Source organism: Microbacterium sp. TPU 3598 (assembly GCF_002356155.1).
Taxonomy (GTDB): domain Bacteria; phylum Actinomycetota; class Actinomycetes; order Actinomycetales; family Microbacteriaceae; genus Microbacterium; species Microbacterium maritypicum_A.
Genome location: NZ_AP017975.1, coordinates 2,001,274 through 2,021,558, shown reverse-complemented (window position 1 = coordinate 2,021,558; position 20,285 = coordinate 2,001,274). Strand labels below are relative to the sequence as shown.

The 20,285-nt window shown below is 68.4% G+C and carries 21 protein-coding genes and 1 tRNA gene; 10 read left to right on the top strand and 12 right to left on the bottom strand.

What is annotated here, in order from left to right; genetic code table 11:
- Window positions 1-16: 16 nt before the first annotated feature.
- From MST3598_RS09660 to MST3598_RS09650, 3 genes are all read right to left on the bottom strand, one after another.
- Window positions 17-943, bottom strand: coding sequence for a S1 family serine peptidase (locus MST3598_RS09660; RefSeq protein ID WP_029259072.1), 927 nt, complete (start codon window positions 941-943; stop codon window positions 17-19).
- Between the two features lie 119 nt (window positions 944-1,062).
- Window positions 1,063-1,959: a phosphotransferase gene (locus tag MST3598_RS09655; RefSeq protein WP_029259073.1), complete on the bottom strand. Its 897-nt coding sequence runs from the start codon at window positions 1,957-1,959 to the stop codon at window positions 1,063-1,065.
- A 2-nt stretch (window positions 1,960-1,961) separates the two neighbouring features.
- Entirely contained in the window at window positions 1,962-2,600 is a 639-nt protein-coding gene (locus MST3598_RS09650) for an MBL fold metallo-hydrolase (RefSeq protein ID WP_029259074.1), read from the bottom strand.
- Window positions 2,601-2,750: 150 nt separating this feature from the next.
- On the opposite strand from MST3598_RS09650, the gene MST3598_RS09645 reads away from it, so the two are divergent.
- Window positions 2,751-2,823 (top strand) — tRNA-Glu (locus MST3598_RS09645).
- A gap of 66 nt (window positions 2,824-2,889) precedes the next feature.
- On the opposite strand, the gene MST3598_RS09640 is transcribed toward MST3598_RS09645, so the two are convergent.
- The 4 genes from MST3598_RS09640 to MST3598_RS09625 all read right to left on the bottom strand — a co-directional run bounded on the left by MST3598_RS09640 (window position 2,890) and on the right by MST3598_RS09625 (window position 6,502).
- Window positions 2,890-4,131, bottom strand: coding sequence for an MFS transporter (locus MST3598_RS09640; protein WP_096359546.1), 1,242 nt, complete (start codon window positions 4,129-4,131; stop codon window positions 2,890-2,892).
- Entirely contained in the window at window positions 4,131-4,679 is a 549-nt protein-coding gene (locus MST3598_RS09635) for a helix-turn-helix domain-containing protein (RefSeq protein WP_029259076.1), read from the bottom strand. Before MST3598_RS09635 ends, MST3598_RS09640 begins: the two co-directional genes overlap by 1 nt.
- A gap of 117 nt (window positions 4,680-4,796) precedes the next feature.
- Window positions 4,797-5,945 (bottom strand): DUF4349 domain-containing protein, encoded by a 1,149-nt coding sequence (locus MST3598_RS09630; RefSeq protein ID WP_029259077.1) that lies wholly within the window; start codon window positions 5,943-5,945, stop codon window positions 4,797-4,799.
- Entirely contained in the window at window positions 5,942-6,502 is a 561-nt protein-coding gene (locus tag MST3598_RS09625; RefSeq protein ID WP_029259078.1) for an RNA polymerase sigma factor, read from the bottom strand. Before MST3598_RS09625 ends, MST3598_RS09630 begins: the two co-directional genes overlap by 4 nt.
- 289 nt (window positions 6,503-6,791) lie before the next feature.
- On the opposite strand from MST3598_RS09625, the gene MST3598_RS09620 reads away from it, so the two are divergent.
- Window positions 6,792-7,796 carry a TerC/Alx family metal homeostasis membrane protein gene (locus MST3598_RS09620; RefSeq protein ID WP_021200421.1) on the top strand — a complete coding sequence of 335 codons (1,005 nt, stop codon included), beginning with the start codon at window positions 6,792-6,794 and terminating at the stop codon, window positions 7,794-7,796.
- A 39-nt stretch (window positions 7,797-7,835) separates the two neighbouring features.
- On the opposite strand, the gene MST3598_RS09615 is transcribed toward MST3598_RS09620, so the two are convergent.
- The gene (locus tag MST3598_RS09615; RefSeq protein WP_021200422.1) at window positions 7,836-8,432 is read right to left on the bottom strand and encodes an LON peptidase substrate-binding domain-containing protein; all 597 of its coding nucleotides are present in this window, start codon (window positions 8,430-8,432) and stop codon (window positions 7,836-7,838) included.
- Between the two features lie 36 nt (window positions 8,433-8,468).
- On the opposite strand from MST3598_RS09615, the gene MST3598_RS09610 reads away from it, so the two are divergent.
- A complete protein-coding gene (locus MST3598_RS09610) occupies window positions 8,469-8,966 on the top strand; it encodes a DUF427 domain-containing protein (protein ID WP_029259080.1) in 498 nt (165 codons plus the stop codon).
- A gap of 19 nt (window positions 8,967-8,985) precedes the next feature.
- On the opposite strand, the gene MST3598_RS09605 is transcribed toward MST3598_RS09610, so the two are convergent.
- A complete protein-coding gene (locus MST3598_RS09605) occupies window positions 8,986-10,299 on the bottom strand; it encodes an LLM class flavin-dependent oxidoreductase (protein WP_029259081.1) in 1,314 nt (437 codons plus the stop codon).
- The gene (locus tag MST3598_RS09600) at window positions 10,296-11,591 is read right to left on the bottom strand and encodes an O-acetylhomoserine aminocarboxypropyltransferase/cysteine synthase family protein (protein WP_029259082.1); all 1,296 of its coding nucleotides are present in this window, start codon (window positions 11,589-11,591) and stop codon (window positions 10,296-10,298) included. The genes MST3598_RS09605 and MST3598_RS09600 overlap by 4 nt, the downstream gene beginning before the upstream one ends.
- 191 nt (window positions 11,592-11,782) lie before the next feature.
- Here MST3598_RS09600 and leuC point away from each other — a divergent pair, with 191 nt between their 5' ends.
- From leuC to MST3598_RS09570, 6 genes are all read left to right on the top strand, one after another.
- Window positions 11,783-13,228, top strand: coding sequence for a 3-isopropylmalate dehydratase large subunit (gene leuC / locus MST3598_RS09595; RefSeq protein ID WP_021200426.1), 1,446 nt, complete (start codon window positions 11,783-11,785; stop codon window positions 13,226-13,228).
- A gap of 3 nt (window positions 13,229-13,231) precedes the next feature.
- Entirely contained in the window at window positions 13,232-13,828 is a 597-nt protein-coding gene (leuD, locus tag MST3598_RS09590; protein ID WP_021200427.1) for a 3-isopropylmalate dehydratase small subunit, read from the top strand.
- Between the two features lie 66 nt (window positions 13,829-13,894).
- Complete coding sequence (murA, locus tag MST3598_RS09585) at window positions 13,895-15,262, top strand: UDP-N-acetylglucosamine 1-carboxyvinyltransferase (RefSeq protein ID WP_021200428.1); 1,368 nt, start codon at window positions 13,895-13,897, stop codon at window positions 15,260-15,262.
- Entirely contained in the window at window positions 15,259-16,023 is a 765-nt protein-coding gene (locus MST3598_RS09580) for a lysophospholipid acyltransferase family protein (protein WP_029259084.1), read from the top strand. The genes murA and MST3598_RS09580 overlap by 4 nt, the downstream gene beginning before the upstream one ends.
- Window positions 15,989-17,146 (top strand): NAD(P)H-dependent glycerol-3-phosphate dehydrogenase, encoded by a 1,158-nt coding sequence (locus tag MST3598_RS09575; RefSeq protein ID WP_373695366.1) that lies wholly within the window; start codon window positions 15,989-15,991, stop codon window positions 17,144-17,146. The genes MST3598_RS09580 and MST3598_RS09575 overlap by 35 nt, the downstream gene beginning before the upstream one ends.
- Entirely contained in the window at window positions 17,052-18,134 is a 1,083-nt protein-coding gene (locus MST3598_RS09570) for a D-alanine--D-alanine ligase family protein (protein WP_036271561.1), read from the top strand. Before MST3598_RS09575 ends, MST3598_RS09570 begins: the two co-directional genes overlap by 95 nt.
- Window positions 18,135-18,156: 22 nt before the next feature.
- On the opposite strand, the gene MST3598_RS09565 is transcribed toward MST3598_RS09570, so the two are convergent.
- Entirely contained in the window at window positions 18,157-18,639 is a 483-nt protein-coding gene (locus MST3598_RS09565) for a DUF3515 domain-containing protein (protein ID WP_021200432.1), read from the bottom strand.
- A 23-nt stretch (window positions 18,640-18,662) separates the two neighbouring features.
- Between MST3598_RS09565 and thiL the strand changes: the two genes are divergently transcribed.
- Complete coding sequence (thiL, locus tag MST3598_RS09560; RefSeq protein ID WP_021200433.1) at window positions 18,663-19,658, top strand: thiamine-phosphate kinase; 996 nt, start codon at window positions 18,663-18,665, stop codon at window positions 19,656-19,658.
- Here the strand turns inward: thiL and rsmD are convergent.
- The gene (gene rsmD, locus MST3598_RS09555; protein WP_029259087.1) at window positions 19,628-20,242 is read right to left on the bottom strand and encodes a 16S rRNA (guanine(966)-N(2))-methyltransferase RsmD; all 615 of its coding nucleotides are present in this window, start codon (window positions 20,240-20,242) and stop codon (window positions 19,628-19,630) included. The genes thiL and rsmD overlap by 31 nt on opposite strands.
- Between the last annotated feature and the right edge of the window lie 43 nt (window positions 20,243-20,285).

Below are 20,285 nucleotides of genomic sequence, written 5' to 3'. Positions count from 1 at the left end.
GCGCGGCCCCGACTGCTCAGCGTCCGAGGGCCTCCTTGAGGGCCTTGCCTTCGCTGCTCTCCGCCATCGTGTCCCACAGGTCGGCAGAGCTCAACGAGACGTACACCCCAGGCGCTCCTTGTCCGCCGCATCCGTCCCCGTAGGAGACGACACCGATCTGATAGGCGGTCTCGCGAGCCGGCGGCTGGCGGAAGAGGGGGCCGCCGCTGTCGCCCTGACAGGAGTCCTTGCCGACGACCCCGGCGCACAGGTTGACGTCGGGCCGGAAAGCACCGTAGCTGAGCTCGCACTCGGCAGTCGCGAGCATCGGCACCTGTACCTGACGAAGCCGGTCGGGGAAGTCGGCGAGAGCGGTGTCCGTGTTCCCCCAGCCGATGACGGTCGCACTCTGACCGGGGCGCAGCAGGGCGTCCGTCCCCTTGGTCGGCAGCTTCACCGGGACGATGCCCTGGACGGGCGCGTCCAGCACGAGGAAGGCGACGTCATAGGCACTGTCGCCGGCGAGGTAGCGAGGATGGACGATGGGCTCGGCGCCGGGGGACTCGGACAGCCCGCGTTCCTGTCCCTGCGTACCGTCGGACAGCACCGTACGCCCCACGACCACCGAGACGCCGTCGACGTCGATCGTCGGCAGACCGGTGAGGGAGTCCGTGCCGGTGACGCAGTGCGCTGCGGTCATCACCAGCGTCGGGCCCAGGAGCGAGCCCCCGCAGAAGGAGTCGCCGCCGGCCTGGAGCGAAGCCATGAACGGGTAGGCGTCGTTCGGGACCGCCTGGCCCCCGATGATGCGCGACAGTGCGCGTTCGTCCTGGTCCGGCGGCGTCGTGCCGTCATTCGTCGTGGCGCCTGCTGCGGGCCCGATCAGCAGGCTGGCGCAGATGACGGCGGCGCCGGTAATCCCGGCGCCGAGAATCATCTTCGTTCTGGATCGTACGGTCGTCATGGTGATCTCCGTTCAGATGAGTGATGGGTAACACGCTACTGCGCAGTCAGTACACCACGTCCGAAAACCTGTGGCAAGGATGAGCCCCGCACGTCGGTCGCCCGCCCACGCGCGCGGCCTCAGCAGGAGGAGGAACCGCCGGACAGCTCCAGAGCGGTGTCGTGGCCGAGCGCGCGCAGGTCCTCGCGATCGTCGCTCGAATGGCAGAGGATGGCCGCGACGGCTGCTGCCCAGGCGCGAGCGCGCATCCAGGTGGCGTCGTCGTATCTCGATGCCGTCGCGCGCCGGAACACGTGTCGGCCTTCGGCGTCGAAGGCGAGCCACCCCGCGGCGAGATCGTAGGCGGGATCGCCGGAGGTCACATCACCGAAATCGATCAGTGCGGAGAGGCGGTCGCCGTCGACGAGGATGTTGCCGGGGTGCAGATCACCGTGGATCCAGGTGCTCTCGGCCGCGGGTGCGGCGTCCAGGCCCGTCTGCCAGAGGGCGTCGAGAGGCTCCGCGAGCGCTGGGGCGAGGTCGTCGAGGCGCGAGCGGATGCTCTCATCACGAGCACTCAACGGGACGCCGCGCACGGGATTCCGGGGCGCATCGACGGGCGCGTCATGGTGCAGGGCGACGAGCACCGCGGCGAGCTCTGCCGCCCAGGAGGTGTTGTCGCGACGGGCGCGACCGAGCGCCTGGCTTCCCGGAAGCCACGGCACGATCGACCACGGCCAGGGGAACATCGGCGTGGGTGCGCCGGCGAACACCGGAAGAGGGGTGCGGACGTTCGTGGGGGCGAGGCGGAGGGCGATCGCAGGGAGGGCGCGCTGTTCGTGCCTGATCAGAGGCGCCGCGCGTTCGCGGCGGGGGATGCGCACCGCGAGGTCGGGCCCGAGGCGCCACGTGACGTTGTCCCATCCCTCAGCGACGCGTGTCAGGGGAAGCGCTGCCCATTGTGGCGCGACACCGTGGAGGAGCTCTCGCACATCACGCTCGGCGAGGGTGAGCTCGGCGGCGGGGGAGTCCGCCATGTTCAGAGATCGAGGGATTCGCCGGGCTCGAGGACGAAGAACTCGCCGCCGCCCTGCTCCGTGGCCCACTGCAGTCGCTGTCGGTGCATGTTCCTGCCGATCACGGACAGCGTCATGTCGTGGGTGCCGAACGCGCGGCGCGGGGCGACAGCGAGCACGTAGTCCATCGCGTCACCGATCTTCAGCCAGGGGGCGCCGAGCGGCGCGGCCAAAGTGCCGACGGCGACGCCCTCGGGAACCGCGTAGGAGTCGCCGGGGTAGTAGAGCTCGTCGTTCACGAGGACCCCGACGTTCTCGACCGTCGGGAGAGAGGCGTGGATGACCTCGTGCGTTCCGCCGAAGAATCGCAGAGTGAATCCGCCGATCTCCACGGTCTCTCCGGGGGAGACCACCGTGATGTCGTATCCCTCGGCCGCGCGGGCGACACCCGCGGGGGCGAAGATCGGCGTTCCGGGCGCTGCGCGGAGGAGGCGGTCGAAGTGATCGGTCGTCCAGTGGTCCGGGTGTTCATGGGTGATCACGATTCCCACCAGATCGGTGAGGTCGTTCAGGGGTGCCGTGAACGATCCGGGATCGATCAGAAGGGTCTTCTCGTTCGCATCGAGACGGAGGGCGGCATGTTCGAACTTGGTGACGCGCATGGCATGAGTCAACTCCTTCAGGTCGCCCACGGCAAACGGAATCGGTGCGCCACGCCCGGGATTCGTCTCAGGGCGGCGCCGATTTGGCGCAGTGAGAATCGCCGTGGCATACTTGAACGGTTGTCGCGCGACGGAAACGTTTCGCCAGACGGCCCCATCGTATAGCGGCCTAGTACGCTGCCCTCTCACGGCGGTAACGCGGGTTCGAATCCCGCTGGGGTCACACAACAGAGAAAGCCTCCGGTTCGCCGGGGGCTTTCTTGTTTCCGCCGTCCACGTGCCCGTGCGCTCAGACTGCGGGTTTCAGCGACATCGCCCGGAAAGTCCGATTGCTCAAGGGCAGGATCATCAGCGCCATCATCGCGCCGCCGAAGATGGTGAACGGCACCCAGAGCGCGGTCGCGGAGGCGAGTGCGCCGAATCCGGCCATCGCGAGCGGCATGAGGCAATCGTCGCCGAGACGGGTGAGGGACCCCATGCGACCGAGATATGCGGTGTCGACGGTCGCCGAGAACGTCGCACTCAGCAGCACCGATGCGTACCCCGCGGTGGCGCCGATGACGAAGGCAGCGGTACCGACGGTCCATGCCGGCCCGAAGCCGAGCGCCACGATTCCGGCGCCCTGCACGACCAGCGCCCAGAAACCTGCCCGTGCCTCGTGCCGCGGGCGCCACTTCGCCACCGACACAGCCCCGAGTGCGGCGCCGAGGCCGAGCAGCGCCTCGAACAGGCCGACAGCCTGGGCGCCCCAGCCCTCGTCATGCGCCCTCAGGGCGAGCCCGATCCCGACGGCGGGTCCGACGGCCAGGTTCAGTCCCGAGAGGGCGATCACGAGCGTGCGGGTCGTGGGGTTCGCGGAGAGATGGGCGAACCCGCGCGCGATGCCGCGCAGAGCGGTCTCCTTCTCCGCACGGGCGAGACGGAAGCGGGGGCGCAGCCAGATGGCGATGAAAGCGACCACCAGCGTGAAGGTCAGGGCGTTCACGGATGCGCTTCCGGCGAGACCGGCGTGCGCGACGACGAATCCACCGATCGCCGCGCCGCCCATGGTGCCGAGCCGAGACGCCGTCTGCGCTGCAGCGCCGTAGCTGGGGAGGTCGGCGGCTCTGACCAGCTGGCGGGCGATCGTGCCCGCCGACGGCTCGTAGAACGCATCGCAGACGCCGAACGCGATCGCGGCGAAGAGCAGCACGGCGACAGAGGGAGGAGTCGTGAGCACCCAGACCGCGACGGCGACCAGGACGCCGACCCGGAGCACGTTGAACACGAGCATGATGCGACGGGCGTCTGCGCGGTCGGCGATCACGCCTCCGAACAGCAGGATCACCGCCCGGGGCACGGTTCCCACGGCGACGATCAGTCCTGCGACGGCGGGAGAGGCGACCTGCACGGCCGTCCAGGCGAGGGCGATGGTCCAGAGTGCGTCGCCGGCATCCGAGAGCGCCTTCACGCCGATCCACGCGTGCACCAGGCGATCGCGGCGGAAGGCGGGGGGTGCGACGATCTCGACAGGGTCGCTGACGGTCGACATCACGGCGCCGTCGGGAAGGCGTGCGCGAACACGAAGACGGGAGCGCGGTCCTGGCCATCGTCGAGGTCGATGTCGTCCTGCCACTCCCGGATCGTCGTGAGGATCCGCGCGGAGAGGTCCCGCAGTTCCTCGGGTGACGCCCAGGCTGTGGTCTCGGTGTTCGAGCCGTCGTACCCGGCGAAGGCCGGATCGTGGCGACTGCGATGCCAGCGCTGGAGCCGATCGATCTGCATCCGGATGCCCTGTCGCTGGGCCTCTCTGGCGAGCAGGGCATCGGCGGGCGAATCGGCGTAGTCGTCGGTCGACCAGGTGAGGCCCCGACGCGCGACCTTCCACCAGCTGGTGCGTCTGTCGCCCGCAGGATCCGGGGCGCGTTCCACGACGCCGGCGCGCTCGAGCATGCGCAGGTGATGGCTGATGCTGCCGACCTGGCTGTCGAGTGCGCGGGCGATCGCGGTTACCTGCGCCGTGCCGTACAGGAGCAGGTAGTCGTAGATGCGACGGCGCAGCGGGTGATGTACGGCGGTGATCACGGAGATGTCTTCCACGGGAGACGACGCTAATCGCGGTGCACAAGATGCACAAGTGTTCTTGTATAAGCCGGAAAATCAGGAAAAGGCCGGCTCCCGCCACAGGGAGACGGCCTCTTCCTGACACCGGCCGCGTCAGGCTTCGACGATCGTCTCGTCTGATGTCGTCGCGCCGGCGAGGCGTCGGTTCCGTCGTGCGCGGCGGAGGAACCAGACGACGAGCACGACGGCGCCCGCGATCACGAGCCAGGGGAGGAGGAAGCCCAGGGCGATGACCAGCGCGTTCAGCGACACGACGAGCCCGTTCCATCCCGCCGTCAGCCCGTCGACGAAGCCGGCAGGGTCGGCGGTGGTCGGCGTGCTCGCCTTGGTCAGCTGCACCTGCAGCGATGACGTGGCGACCTGATCGTCGAGGGCGGCGAGCTGCTGCTCATACGATTCGAGCTGTGCCTGGCGGTCTGTCAGCGCCACCTCGGCTTCGATCAGCTCGGCGACGGTTCCCGACTGCGCCATCAGCTGCGTGAGCCGCTCGACCGACGCTCGGGTGGAGTCGACGCGCGCCTGGAGGTCGATCGCGACCGATGTCACGTCCTGCTTCGACGTCGACGACGAGAGCACGTCGCCGGTGTCATCGAGAGCGGCGATCACGTCGGGCAGATCAGCCGACGGCACCCGGATGCTGATCCAGCCGTACGCCGAATCGTCGGGAACGGGGGCCGGCTCGGAGGAGCCGTCGGCGGCGATCGACTTCCCGATCTCCGTGCTCTCGACATAACCGCCGTGCTCCTCCGCCAGGGCGGCGATCGCCGTCGCGGCATCGGGAATGCTCTTCACCTGGACCGTCGCCTGCGCCGTGGCGATGATCTGGCGTCCGGTGTCGGCCTCCGCGGTGCCGGACTCCACCGTGCCGGGGAGAGTTCCGTCCGTGCCGGAGCTGAGTGCGCCGTCGGGCAGCGATTCGGGTGTGATCCCTGTGATCCGCTCGGGGGAGGAGGGAGCGGAATCGGCGACGGAGCCGCCGGAAGTGCTCATACCGTCGGCCGTGACGGAGGTGCCCCCGCCGACGGCACCGAGGATCGGCGGAGTCACGAGCACACCCACGACGAAAGCCGCAGCGATGCCTGCGCCGGTGAGCCAACGCCGCTGGCGCGTCCGCGATCGCGCTTTCCCGACGTGCGCGGGGGCCCGCTCGGTGGCGATCTCGGCGAAGACCGCGTCTTCGATGCGGGCGATCGTGTCGTCCGAGAGGTCGGGCAGGTCGCCGCTGGTGGTCTTTTCGTTCATGCGTCTCTCGCTTCCGTGACGGCGCCCCGCAACTGCGTGCGCACTCGGGAGAGACGATTCCGAACGACCGCGTGGGTCACCCCGAGCTCTTCGGCAGCCGTCTGATAGGCGTAGCCCTCCGACGCGCACAGGCGGAAGATCTCGCGGTCCAGCTCGCTCAACGTGCCCACCTCCTGCGCGATCCGCGCAGCCAGCTCCGCCGTGATGACCTGTTCCTCGACGCTCACCGTGTCCTGCAACAGGGTCTCATCGACCGCCTCCGCGGTGTGCGCCTGATCCCTCCGACGTTGGCGAACTCGATTCGCTGCCTGGAAGCGACAGATCGTGGCCAACCAGGGCAGGATCGACTCACCTTGGAGCTCCAGACGGGGGAGTTTGCGCCAGGCGACGACGAACGTCTCCTGCGTCACATCCTCCGCGTCGGCCGGCGAGGCGAGGATGCCGTGCGCGATCCAGTACACAGGTCGCACGTGTGTGCGGTACAGCTCGCGGAAGGCGCTCTCGTCGCCCGCCGCGGCCTGCGCCGCCCATCTCTGGTCATCTGTCTGCAGGGGCATCCCGGTTCCGTTCGGTGTCTCTCACAGGGAGAGTGTCGATCGACGCCCCATCGTCTCAGATTCGATGCGGGAGCCGGAGGTCGGGTGGGGCGCGAAGATTCGGGCGTCATCCGCTCCCGCTGATGCCGAGGCTCCGGTAGCATTGCCCGGGCGAGAGGGAGTATCCCGAATCCGCGCGTAACGTCATCACGAGCACCGTCATCGCTGCTCCGGGCGCGCGCCGCACGTCAGTGCGGGGGAGAGACTTTCGACTCATTCCCGACCCCTCCGCGAAAGGTGCAGTGCGCCCTTGGACATTCCCGTCTGGTTCGAGATCACCTCGATGATCGTCCTCACGATCATCCTGATCGGCGACCTGCTCCTCATCCGGCTCCGGCCGCACATCCCGTCGACGAAGGAATCCACACTCTGGGTGGTCTTCTACGTGGGCCTCGCGCTGTTGTTCGCCGTGCTCCTCGGAAACGTCGGGGGCTGGCAGAACGCCGGCGACTTCATCACCGGATGGGCGTTGGAGTACAGCCTCTCCATCGACAATCTGTTCGTCTTCGTGTTGATCATGGCCCAGTTCGCCGTTCCGCGACGGCTGCAGCAGCAGGTCTTGATGATCGGCATCATCATCGCGCTCGTCCTGCGAGGGCTCTTCATCCTCGCCGGCGTCGCGATCGTCGAGAACTTCTCGCCGATCTTCTACATCTTCGGCGCCTTCCTCATCTGGACCGCGATCCGCCAGGCCATGCCGGACGGCGACCACGAGGGCGAGGTGCAGCGTGAGAACTTCATCGTGCGGCTGCTGCGTCGCCGGGTGGATATCAGCGAGACCTACGACGGCTCGAAGATCCGCACCACGGTGGACGGCAAGCGCATGTGGACGCCGATGGTCATCGTCTTCATCACCATCGGTGTGACCGACCTGATCTTCGCGATCGACTCCATCCCCGCGATCTTCGAGATCACCACGAACGGCTTCCTCGTCTTCGCCGCCAACATCTTCGCGCTGATGGGGCTCCGCCAGCTCTACTTCCTGCTCGGCGACCTGCTCGACCGGTTGCGCTACCTGCACTACGGCATCGCCGTCATCCTCGGTTTCATCGGCATCAAGCTGATCCTGCACGCCCTGCACGTCAACGAACTGCCGTTCATCAACGGCGGCGAGCACGTCGAGTGGGTGCCCGACATCAGCAACATGGTCTCGCTCGGCGTGATCCTGGCCTCGATGACCATCGCGACGGTCGCAAGCCTGATCGCGTCGTCCCGTGAGAAGCGCGTGGCGAGGCGATCCACCACCGTGGAGTGACGCCGGCGGCGGCACGCTCGCCAGCGGACGCCTCTCCTCTCATCCGCGTGACCACAGAAGCTCGGCGTCCAGGGTGAGGTCGATGATCTGACGAAGCAGCCCACCCATCGTGGTGGAGTTCAGCAGTGCATATCTGTCGTACTCGCCCAGGGGAGCGATCGCCGCGAGCTGCCAGGCCGCGGCGACCGGCTCGTCCGAGATCTCGGTGTCGGCGTCCCACTGCGCGCCGGGGGCGCGTGCGAGAGTGCGGCGCACGATCGCCTCGGCTTCGGTGCGGAGCGGAGTGAGCTCGTCGTTCCAGTCGAGCGCGGACAGCGACGTCACCTCGGCGCGGGGGAAGGGGTCGTCATCGAGCCACTCCTCCACCGTGAAGCGGTCGGTGCCGACGGCTACGGCGAGCAGCGCATCCGCACCGGCGGATACGTTCACCAGCCGGGCCATCGTCCCGATACGACTGCGCCGATCACCCCCGCCGACCTCGTGACCGCGTTCGATGAGAACGACCCCGAATCGAGGGTCCTCCTCATCCAGGAGCCGGCCGATCATCGTGAGGTAGCGCGGCTCGAACACGCGGAGGGGAAGCGGCGTATGCGGGAAATGCACGGAGCCGAGGGGGAACATCGGGATGACGGTCACGGCACCAGTCAACACCGAGAGACGTAAAGTGAACAGATGCGTCGACCTCGTCCCATCGCCCCGGCCGCCGGACAGGAATCCGTCTGGGACTACCCGAGGCCCCCGCGCGTCGAGCCGGTCACGGAGCGCGTCACGATCCGCCTCGGCGGAGACCTGATCGCCGATACCCGTCGTGCGGTGCGCGTGCTGGAGACGAGCCACCCTCCCGTGTATTACCTTCCGATCGCCGATTTCGTCCCCGGTGCACTGGTCGAGGCCGATGGCGCATCGTTCTGCGAGTTCAAGGGCGCGGCCCGCTACTTCGACGTGCGCAACGGCGGCACCGTGCGCCGGGGCGCCGCCTGGAACTATCCGAATCCGACACCGGGATTCGAGGCGCTGACCGATCGGATCGCCGTGTACGCGGCCCCGATGGACGAGTGCACGGTGGGCGACGAGATCGCGACGCCACAGCCGGGTGGGTTCTACGGCGGCTGGGTCACCTCGTCCGTCGTCGGCCCTTTCAAGGGCGATCCCGGTTCCCTGGGCTGGTGACCGTCGGTCCTACCGCCGATCAGAACGCGCGCAGGTTCGCCTGCAGGCCACCCTCTGCGTACTCGCGTCGGAGGATCCCGCGGCGACGCAGAACGGGTACGAGCTCATCGAGCGTCCGGTGCAGCGTCACGGGGTGGAAGTCGCCCCACAGCAGCACGCCGTCGTTGCCCCAGTCGCCGAGCTCCTCGATCAGGTCTGCGAACTCCTCGGCGGTGCCGACGAATCCGGTGCGATCCTTGAGGCGACCGGCGCGGGCGAGCGCGCTCAGATGCGCACGCAGCGGGGCGTCCTCCCCGCGGTCGCCGATCAGGCGCTGGATGCTGCCCCGCGAGACATGGGCGCCGAAGATCGAGAGGTCGAGCGGCCGGTCGAGGTCGAGTGACGTCAGGTCGGTCTCGAGATCACTCGACTGCTTGCGGGCGATCTGCACGAGCGCGGCGTCGTCGGGGTGCGTAGAGGCCGCGACGATGCGATCGGCTTCGTCGCTCGACGACGTGATCACGGGCTGGATGGCGAAGAGGATCTTGATGTCGTCCGGACGTCGGCCTCTCGCGACCGCCGCCTCGTGCACCTTGGCGCGGTAGTCGCGCACGGACTTCTCGTGCAGCGGGGCGAGCGCCAGCTGTACGTCGGAGTTCGCGCCGGCGAAGCCGAGTCCTCGACCCGAGCCCCCGGGTGAGACGATCGCGGGTTCCCCCTCGGCGAACGGCACGGCGTTCAGCGGTCCGTCGAACGCGAAGTATTCGCCCCGGTGCGTGACGGCCCGCAACCGCGTGCCATCGGCGAAGACATCGGTCTCGCGGTCGGCGACGAGGGCCCCGTCATCCCAGCTGCGCCAGAGCGAGCGGATGCCGGTGAGCCATTCCTCGGCGCGGTCGTACGCTTCGTCGTGTCCCAGCTGCGTCGCGTCGGAGAAGTGGCGGGCGCTGCCGGTGTCGGTGACGACGTTGAGTCCGAGCCGGTGACCGCTGAGGTGCTGCAAGGTCGCGAACTGCCGCGCCGCCGTGTAGGGGAGGGAGGCGGCGGGATTCACCGTCGGGACCACGCCGAGATGCCTGGTCGCCTGGAAGAGGTACGGCGCGAGGAGGAGCGGATCATGCTTCGGCCCGCCGAAAGCGTGCCGCACCCGCAGGTCGATCGTCGAAGGCGATCCCAGAGATGGTGCGTCCTCGATGATGACCAGATCGAACCCGGCCTGTTCGAGCGTCCGCGCGGCTTCCTGATAGATCTCGGGACGCGTCCAGTCGTAGTCCCAGTCGAGCGACGGATATCCCCAACCCTGCGGGCCGAAGCCACGGGCGAGGAACCAGCCAAAGTGCTGAGGGCGGGTCATGCCACCGTCTCCCGCACACCCTGGAGCACGCGAGACAGGTCGGAGAGAAGATCGTCGACGTCCTCGATGCCGATCGACAGGCGGAGGGTGCCCGGTCCGACGCCGAGGATCTCGCGTTCTTCGTCGGTGCGCTGCGCATGACTTGTCGTCCCCGGATGCAGCACTAGGGAACGGACGTCTCCGATGTGGGTCATGTGGGTGAAGACCTGGACATCCTCGACGAAGCGGCGCGCCGCCGGGAGTCCGCCCCGAAGGGTGAAGGTGAAGATCGAGCCGGAACCGCCGTCGAGGTAGCGCTTCCCGAGCGCGTGGTCGGGGTGGGAGGGGAGTCCGACGTAGTCCACGCTCTCGACGGCCTCGTGCTGCTCCAGCCACCGGGCGATCTGCAGAGCATTGCGGGACTGACGCTCGACCCGGAGTCCGAGCGTCTCCACGCCCTGTCCGATCAGGAAGGCGTTGAGCGGCGAGGGAGAGGCGCCGAAGCGCGGAGCCACCGACTCCCTGGCGTACGCGATGCGGGCACGACCGCCGTGTCGCGCGAAGACACTGGGCGTCTCGCCCCGACCGGGAAGTACGAGGTGGGGGGCGTTGTGGCCCGCCAGCTCGGCGTCGAAGCGTCCGTCGTCGACGAGCACGCCACCGAGCACGGAGCCGTGACCGGCGAGGAACTTCGACGCGGAGTGGACCACGATCGCAGCTCCGTGCTCGAGAGGGCGCAGCAACGCAGGCGTGGCCAGCGTGTTGTCCACGATGAGCGGGATGGCGTGCTCGTCGCCGATGCCGCTGACGGTGCGGATGTCGAGCACGTCGTTGCGCGCGTTGGCGAGCGATTCGGCGAACAGCGCACGGGTGTTCGGGCGTATCGCCGAGCGCCAGGCCTCCGGATCGGCGATGTCGTCGACGAACGTCGTCTCGATGTCGAGCCGCGCCAGGTTGTCGAGGAACAGGCCTCTGGTGCCTTCGTAGATGTGCGTGGACGACACGATGTGATCGCCGGCGCCCGCGACGGTCAGCAGGGCTGTGGCGACCGCCGCCTGGCCGCTGGCGACGAGCACGGCGTCCGCTCCCGATTCGAGGGCGGCCAGTTGCCGTTCCACCGCGCGCACCGTGGGGTTCCCGGTGCGCGTGTATCCGAAGCCTGTCCCTGTGCGGAAATGATCGGCTGCGTGATCGAAGTCGTCGAACTCGAAGCCCGCCGTCAGATAGATCGGCGTCGCGCGCGACGCCGCAGTCTCGCGGGTTCTCGCCGCATGGACCGCGCGTGTGGCGAAGCGGGCGGAGTCGACGGTCATGCGGTGCCTCTCGGTCGGTCGGGGTGCTCAACAGAGTGTCATGACGGGGAGGAGCATGTCCGAGCGGTGGTAATCTGACGTCATGCGGGCCGTCCTCCTTCTTCTTAGGCGCCGCGACGAGACCTCGTTCTGAGCCCCTCCTCGTCGCGGAGTCCATCGTGGGCCGAACCGCCAGCCACAGGAGACACGCAATGACCACCCCCGCAAACGGTGCCGATTCCGCACGCCGCAGAACTCTCGCAGAGAAGGTCTGGGACGACCATCTCGTCGTGAAGGGTGAGAACGGCGAGCCGGATCTCATCTACATCGACCTGCATCTGGTGCACGAGGTCACCAGCCCGCAGGCCTTCGACGGACTGCGCAGCGAAGACCGCCCGCTGCGCCGTCTCGATCTCACGATCGCCACCGAGGATCACAACACCCCGACGTGGGAGATCGACAAGCCGATCGCCGATCTCACCAGCCGTACGCAGATCGAGACGCTGCGCCGCAACGCCGCCGAGTTCGGGGTGCGTCTGCACTCGCTGGGCGACGCCGAACAGGGCATCGTGCACGTGGTGGGTCCTCAGCTCGGGCTGACCATGCCCGGCATCACGGTGGTGTGCGGCGATTCGCATACCTCGACCCACGGCGCGTTCGGCGCGATGGCGTTCGGCATCGGCACGAGCGAGGTCGAGCATGTCATGGCGACCCAGACGCTCCCGCTCAAGCCGTTCAAGACGATGGCGATCAACGTCGAGGGGACGCTCCGCCCCGGTGTCACGGCCAAGGACATCATCCTCGCGGTCATCGCGAAGATCGGCACCGGCGGCGGTCAGGGGTACGTGCTCGAGTACCGCGGCAGCGCCATCCGCGCCCTGTCGATGGAGGGCCGGATGACCATCTGCAACATGTCCATCGAGGCGGGGGCCCGCGCCGGCATGGTCGCTCCCGACGAGACGACGTTCGCATACCTCGAAGGCCGCCCGCATGCGCCGAAGGGACAGGACTGGGAAGAGGCCGTCGCGTACTGGCGCACGCTGCCGACCGACGACGGCGCGACGTTCGACGCCGAGGTGTTCATCGATGCCGACCAGCTCGAGCCCTTCGTGACGTGGGGCACGAACCCCGGTCAGGGCAGCTCGCTCTCGGCCTCGGTGCCCGACCCGGCCGAGATCGACGATCCGAACGAGCGCGCCGCCGCCGAGCGTGCGCTGGAGTACATGGATCTGACTCCGGGGACACCGCTCAAGGAGGTTCCGGTCGACGCGGTCTTCATGGGGTCGTGCACCAACAGCCGTATCGAGGACCTGCGTGCGTTCGCCTCGATCATCGAGGGCAAGAAGAAGGCCGACGGGGTGCGGGTCATGGTCGTCCCCGGATCCGCCAGGGTGCGGCTGGAGGCCGAGGCGGAGGGCCTCGACAAGGTCATCAAGGACTTCGGGGCGGAGTGGCGCTTCGCCGGATGCTCGATGTGCCTCGGGATGAACCCCGATCAGCTGGCTCCGGGGGAGCGCTGTGCGTCCACCTCCAACCGGAACTTCGAGGGCCGGCAGGGCAAGGGAGGGCGCACGCACCTCGTCTCGCCGCTCGTCGCCGCAGCCACCGCGATCCGTGGCACCCTGTCCAGCCCGAGCGACCTCACGGAAGGGTTCTGAATCATGGAGAAGTTCACCACTCACACGGGTATCGCGGCGCCCCTGAAGCGCTCGAACGTCGACACCGATCAGATCATCCCCGCCGTCTTCCTCAAGCGGGTCACGAAGACCGGTTTCGAGGACGCTCTGTTCCACGGATGGCGTCAGGATCCCGATTTCGTTCTCAACCAGGCGCCTTTCCAGGGGGCATCGGTGCTTCTCGCCGGACCCGACTTCGGCACCGGATCCAGCCGCGAGCACGCGGTCTGGGCGCTCCGGGACTTCGGCTTCAAAGTCGTGCTCAGCCCGCGCTTCGCCGACATCTTCCGGGGCAATTCGGGCAAGCAGGGTCTGCTCGCCGCGACGATCTCGGAAGAGGATCTCGAGCGGTTCTGGGCTGAGATCGACCGGAATCCCGGGGTCCAGATGACCGTCGACCTCGAGGCGCGCACCGCGTCCATCGGCGACGTCCAGGCCGACATCGGTATCGACGATTACACTAGATGGCGGCTCCTCGAAGGGCTCGATGACATCGGGCTCACGCTGCGCAACGAAGACAAGATCGCGCAGTTCGAGGCCCGTCGCGAGTCGTGGCGGCCCCGAACCCTTCCCGTTCAGTAAGACGGTGGGGGCGGGGGAGCCAGGGGCAACCCGCCCCCGAAATCCGTGAATGAAGTGAGGCTCCGAATGACGACACCTGTGCGCGACGCTCTTCCGGACGGAGTCCCTGCCCTCACCGGAGACGTCCTCGCCATCCGAGGCGGACGTCCGCTTCGCGGCCGTGTCGATGTCAAGGGCGCGAAGAACCTGGCGACGAAGGCCATGGTCGCCTCGCTCCTGGGCGAGACCGTGAGCACTCTGCGCGACGTGCCGGCGATCAGTGACGTCGCCGTCGTGCGGTCGCTGCTCGAGGTGCACGGCGTTCGCGTATCCGAGGGCGATGAGCCCGGTTCGCTCGTGTTCGACCCGAGCGATGTGGAGTCGGCGCACTTCGAGGAGATCGACGCCCACGCGGGAGCCTCGCGTATCCCGATCCTGTTCTGCGGACCGCTGCTGCACCGTCTCGGTCAGGCGTTCATCCCCGACCTCGGTGGATGTCGCATCGGGGATCGTCCCATCGACTTCCATCTGGACGCTCTGCGCAAGTTCGGCGCGATCGTCGAGAAGCTGCCCAGCGGCATCCGCCTCTCGACGGGGGGAAGCCGTCTGCACGGCGCCAACATCCACCTTCCGTACCCGAGCGTCGGTGCCACGGAGCAGGTGCTGCTCACCGCCGTCCGCGCCGAAGGCGTGACGGAGCTGCGCAACGCGGCCATCGAGCCCGAGATCATGGACCTGATCGCCGTGCTGCAGAAGATGGGCGCCATCATCTCGTACGAGCCGAACCGCGTCATCGTGATCGAGGGCGTCGAGAAGCTCCGCGGATACGACCACAGGTCGATCTTCGACCGCAACGAGGCGGCATCGTGGGCATCCGCGGCGCTGGCCACCGACGGCGAGATCTTCGTCGGCGGCGCCAAGCAGCAGGAGATGCTCACGTTCCTCAACGTCTTCCGTAAGGCGGGGGGCTGGTTCGACATCCAGGAAGACGGCATCCTCTTCCGTCGCGACGGCGACATCAAGCCCGTCGTGATCGAGACCGACGTGCACCCCGGCTTCATGACCGACTGGCAGCAGCCGCTCGTCGTCGCTCTCACGCAGGCACATGGCCGCTCCGTCGTGCACGAGACCGTGTATGAGAATCGGATGGGGTTCACCGATGCGCTGGTCAAGATGGGGGCCGACATCGTCGTGCACCCCCGTGGTCTCCAGGACGGCCCGCGCCGCGTTCCGCGGCGGGACCTGGAGCAGGCGGCAGTCATCACCGGCCCGACGCCTCTGCATGGCGCGGACATCGTGGTTCCCGATCTCCGCGGCGGCTACAGCCATGTGATCGCGGCGCTGACGGCCACCGGCGAATCGAAGGTGTCCGGTGTCGACATCCTCAGCCGCGGCTACGAGAAGTTCCTCGCCAAGCTCGACGCGCTCGGCGCCGACTTCGACGTCATCCGGTGACCGCGGTGACGTCCCGATCATCGGAGACGAAGCGTCCGAGCATCTTCTGGCCGCTCGCGGCGCTGATCATCCCGCCGGTCTCTCTGATCGCGAAGATCCGTGTCCGCGGGGCCGAGAAGCTGCCCCAGGAGGGGTCGTACGTCCTGGCGCCGAACCACTACTCCGAGTTCGATCCGCTCATCGTCGCCGTCGCCGTGTGGCGCTCCGGTCGCGCGCCGCGGTTCATGGCGAAGGAGAGCCTTTTCTCGGTCCCGGTGCTGGGCTGGTTCCTGCACCGCACCGGGATGATCCCGGTCGCGCGCACCTCGTCCGCTGCCTCCGCACGGCAGACGATGAAGCAGTCGGAGGAGCTCGTCGAGCACGGCCGCGGCGTGATCGTCTACCCGGAGGGCACGCTCACGCGTGATCCCGACCTGTGGCCGATGCGCGGCAAGTCGGGTGCGGTACGCCTGGCCCTCGCCGATGGCATCCCGCTGATCCCGATGGCCCAGTGGGGCACCCAGGCGATCATGGGGCGCTACCAGAAGGGTCTGAGCCTCTGGCCGCTGCGCAAGCCGGTCCAGGTGCTCATCGGCGATCCGGTCGACGTCTCCGATCTGCGCGAGCGTGCCGGAGAGCCGGCGGCCCTCACCGAGGCCACCAATCGACTCATGAACGCGATCACCGCGCTCCTCGAGGAGCTGCGGGACGAGAAGGCACCGGCGGAGCGGTGGAACCCCGCGAGCCATGGGCAGAAGGAGACCGGGCGCCTTGACTCCTAAGAGAACCGTTGCAGCAGGCCCACGGGCCACCGTCATCGGCTCGGGCAGCTGGGGGACCACCTTCGGCAAGATCCTCGCCGACGGGGGCGCCCAGGTGACGATGTGGGCGCGTCGTGCCGAACTCGCCCAGGAGATCAACGAGGCCAAGCGCAATTCGCGCTACCTGCCAGGGATCAACCTTCCCCGCACGATGGCGGCGACCCACGAGCTCGCGACCGCGCTGGAGGGGGTGGACCAGGTCTATCTCTCCGTACCGAGTCAGTCGCTGCGCGAGAACCTGAAAGCTCTGCGGCCGCTGATCGCGGACAGCGACGCGAAGATCATCAGCCTCATGAAGGGTGTCGAACGCGGCACCGGATTGCGCATGAGCCAGGTGATCCAGCAGGAGCTGCGGTGTGACCCCGATCGCATCGCGGTGGCTTCGGGGCCGAACCTCGCCCTCGAGATCGCCCGGGAGCAGCCGACCGCCGCCGTCATCTCCTCACGCAGCCAGGAGACGGCGGAGATCGTCGCACGCGCGGCCCGCAACAGCTACTTCCGTACCTTCGTGAACACCGATGTGATCGGTACCGAGTTCGGTGGCGTCCTCAAGAACCTGATCGCCGTGGCCATCGGCATCGTGGACGGTGTCGGCTACGGCGAGAACACCAAGGCGTCGATCATCACCCGTGGACTGGTCGAGATGACCGACTTCGCGGTCGCGAACGGCGCGCACCCGGAGACGCTTCAGGGCCTCGCCGGTCTGGGCGACCTCATCGCCACGTGCCAGTCGCCACTGAGCCGCAACAATACCGCCGGGCGCCTGCTCGGTCAGGGATACAGCTTCCAGGACGTCGTGAAGCAGATGCAGCAGACAGCCGAGGGACTCGCCTCCGTCGCGCCCATCCTGCAGCTCGCTCGCGAAGCCGAGGTCGACATGCCCATCGTCGAGCAGGTGAAGATGGTGCTCGACGGCAAGATGGATCCGCGAGACATCGCACCCCATCTGACGACGGACGACGACACCCCGCAGGGTGAGAGGACCAACCATGGACAAGCAGACGGTGGTGGTGCTCTTCGGCGGGCGCTCCAGCGAGCATTCGATCAGCTCCGCAACGGCGGGGGGCGTGCTGGGCGCGATTGACCGCGACCGCTACGCCGTGATCCCCGTCGGGATCACCCGTGAAGGAGCGTTCGTCCTCGAGGACGACGATCCGGCGAAGTTCCCGCTCGATGCCGCGCACCTCCCCGAAGTCGTCGACAACGGCACTCGGGTGCTGTGGCCGGAGCCCGGTGGCGACCGCACGTTGCGGGTCGTGCACGCCGATGGCACCGTCGAGGGGCTGGGGGAGATCGACGTCGTCCTGCCCATCCTGCACGGACCCCACGGGGAGGATGGCACGATCCAGGGCTACTTCGACACCCTCGAGGTCCCCTACGCCGGAGGCGGTGTCCTCGATTCCGCTCTGTGCATGGACAAGCACTTCATGAAGATCGCGCTCGAGGCATCCGGCATCGCGGTCGCGCCGTGGGTGACGGTGCGCCGAAAGGACTGGGACCGCAGTGCCGCAGACGTGCGTGCGCGTGCTGCGGAACTCGGCCTCCCGGTGTTCGTGAAGCCCGCCCGTGCGGGCTCGAGCGTCGGAGTGTCCAAGGTCGAGACCGCCGACGAGCTCGACGCGGCTCTGGCGGTGGCTTTCGCCGAAGACGACAAGGTCCTGATCGAAACCGGGGTGAGCGGGCGCGAGATCGAGGTGGCGGTGCTCGAGACCGCTGACGGAGTCAAGGCTTCGCTGCCCGGCGAGATCGTCTTGACGTCGCGGGGCTTCTACGATTTCGAGGGCAAGTACCTGGGCGGTGACGGCGTGGACGTCGTGTGTCCGGCCGAGGTGACGGATGCGGAGTGCGCAGCGATCCAGGAGATCGGCGTCCGCGCGTTCGAGGCTGTCGACGGACGAGGCCTCGCTCGTGTCGACATGTTCCTGACGCCGTCGGGTGAACTCGTGGTCAACGAGCTCAACACGATGCCGGGATTCACCCCGATCTCGATGTTCCCCAAGTGCTGGGTCGCATCGGGCCTGAGCTACGGCGATCTCATCACCGAGCTCATCGAAGCGGGCCTGCGCCGCTGAGATCGGAGTTCCCCGGGGGCGGTCAGCCCGCGGGGAACTCGACGCGGTCCGTGCACTGTCCGGTCGCCGGCTGGAGCCCGGACTGGATGCTCGCCGAGATCTTGTCGACGATCGCCTGGAAGTCGATCTGTTCGCCACGGCGGATCGTCACTTCCACCGCGGGGTCGCGACCGAAGGTGACGAGGCGCTGACGGTCCTCTTCCTGGTCGAGCACGAGCCAGTCGACGCCGCCGAGGGTCGTGCACACCAGGGCCGACGGCGCAGGGGGTTCGACACCGCACCGCAGCACGACTGTGGGGTCGCCCCAGGCACCGGTCGCCTGCGCGTCGGTGAAGACACGATCGAGTCCGCCGACGGACTCCGGCAGCAGCACCGAGACGTTCGCACACGCCGGATTGTTCGCATCGGCTGCAGGCTCGAGGTGCACGGTGGTCGAGCAGCCGGCGAGCACCGCGGTGAGGGTCACTGCCCCGGCGAGGACAGCGAGGCGACGGGAACGGGGCATGCTTCCAGGCTACCTTTGACAGCATGCCCTCCCGACACGAAGCCGACGATCCGCGCCTGGGAGATCTCTCCGAAGGGCGCATCCTGCAGGCGATCCTGACACGGACGCCGACGGGGGCCCACACGCTCATCGGGCCGGGAGACGATGCGGCGGTGATCGCCACGCCGTCGGGTTCCGTGGTCGCGACGACGGACACGCTCGTGCACGGCCCGGACTTCCGGCTCGCATGGTCGAGCGGGTACGACCTCGGCTGGAAGGCCGCAGCGGTGAACCTCGCGGATGTCGCGGCGATGGGGGCGCGCCCGACCGCGCTGCTGGTCGCTCTCGCGGTGCCGCGCGACCTGCGGCTCTCTTTCGTGGAGCGGCTCGCCGACGGCTTCCGCGATGCGTGTGCCGCGCTCGCCCCCGGCTGCGCCGTGGTCGGCGGCGACCTGACGGTGTCGGATGTGCTGACCGTGGCGGTGACGGCGCTGGGCGACCTCGAGGGACGCACTGCCGTGACCAGGAGCGGTGCGCGCCCCGGAGATGTCGTCGCGGTCGCCGGTGAACTCGGTCATGCCGCACGTGGACTCGCGGTGCTGTTCGGTCGATTCCGAGACGGCGACGTGCCGGTGGCTGTCGATGCCGCGAAGCTCGCCGCCGGAGAGCGCGCGGCGGTGACGGCGCAGCTGCGGCCCGCGCCCCCGATCGGCCTCGGCGCAGTCGCCGCGACGGCGGGGGCGACGGCGATGATGGACGTGTCCGACGGACTCGCCCTCGATGCGCGACGGATGGCCGCGGCTTCCGGCGTCACGATCGCGCTGGAACGAGACCTTCTCGGGGACGATCCTGAGCGTGCGATCGCCGGAGGGGAGGATCACGCCCTGCTCGCCGCGTTCCCCGAGGGCGTGCTCCCGCCCGGGTTCCGCGTCATCGGCGCCGTTCGTGCTGCCGGACCGGAAGATCTGCTCTGCGATGACCTTCCGGTCGACCTCAGCGGGTGGGACCCCTATCGGGACTGGGACTCGGTCGCAGGCTGATCGACCGGCTCGTCGTCCTCGCCGGCAGCGGGCTCGGCGCACCAGATGGTGGTGTCGCCGTAGGTCTTCTCGCGGAACTGCGCCAGGTTCGCCGCGCCGAAGTCCGGGGGCGTGGAGCGGCGAGCCCGTTCCACGACGACGACGGCGTCCGACGACAGGAGCGGTGCGAGGGCGACGAGGTCGGCGGTCATGGCGACGTCGTCGAGGTCGTACGGCGGATCGGTGAAGACGAGGTCGAAGGGTCCCGTCGCGCGCTGCAGGAACGCATGCACCGTGCTCTCGTGCACACGACCGAGCGGGAGGCTGCCGGCCTTCGCGACCACGCCGGCGTTTCGTCGGACGATGGCGGCGGCCGGGCGCCCGCGCTCCACGAAGTCGGCACTCGCGGCTCCGCGGCTGAGCGACTCCAAGCCCAGGGCTCCCGATCCGGCGTAGAGATCGAGGACCCGCGCCCCGGCGATCGCGCTCAGTGATTCCAGCGCGCCGAACAACGACTCGCGCACCCGATCGCTCGTGGGCCGTGTGCCCGAGCCCGGCACCTCGAGTCGGGCTCCTCTGGCGCTGCCTGCGATGATCCTCGTCACCCGTTCACGATACGACAGGCGGGATGTCTGCCGTGTCCGTCGC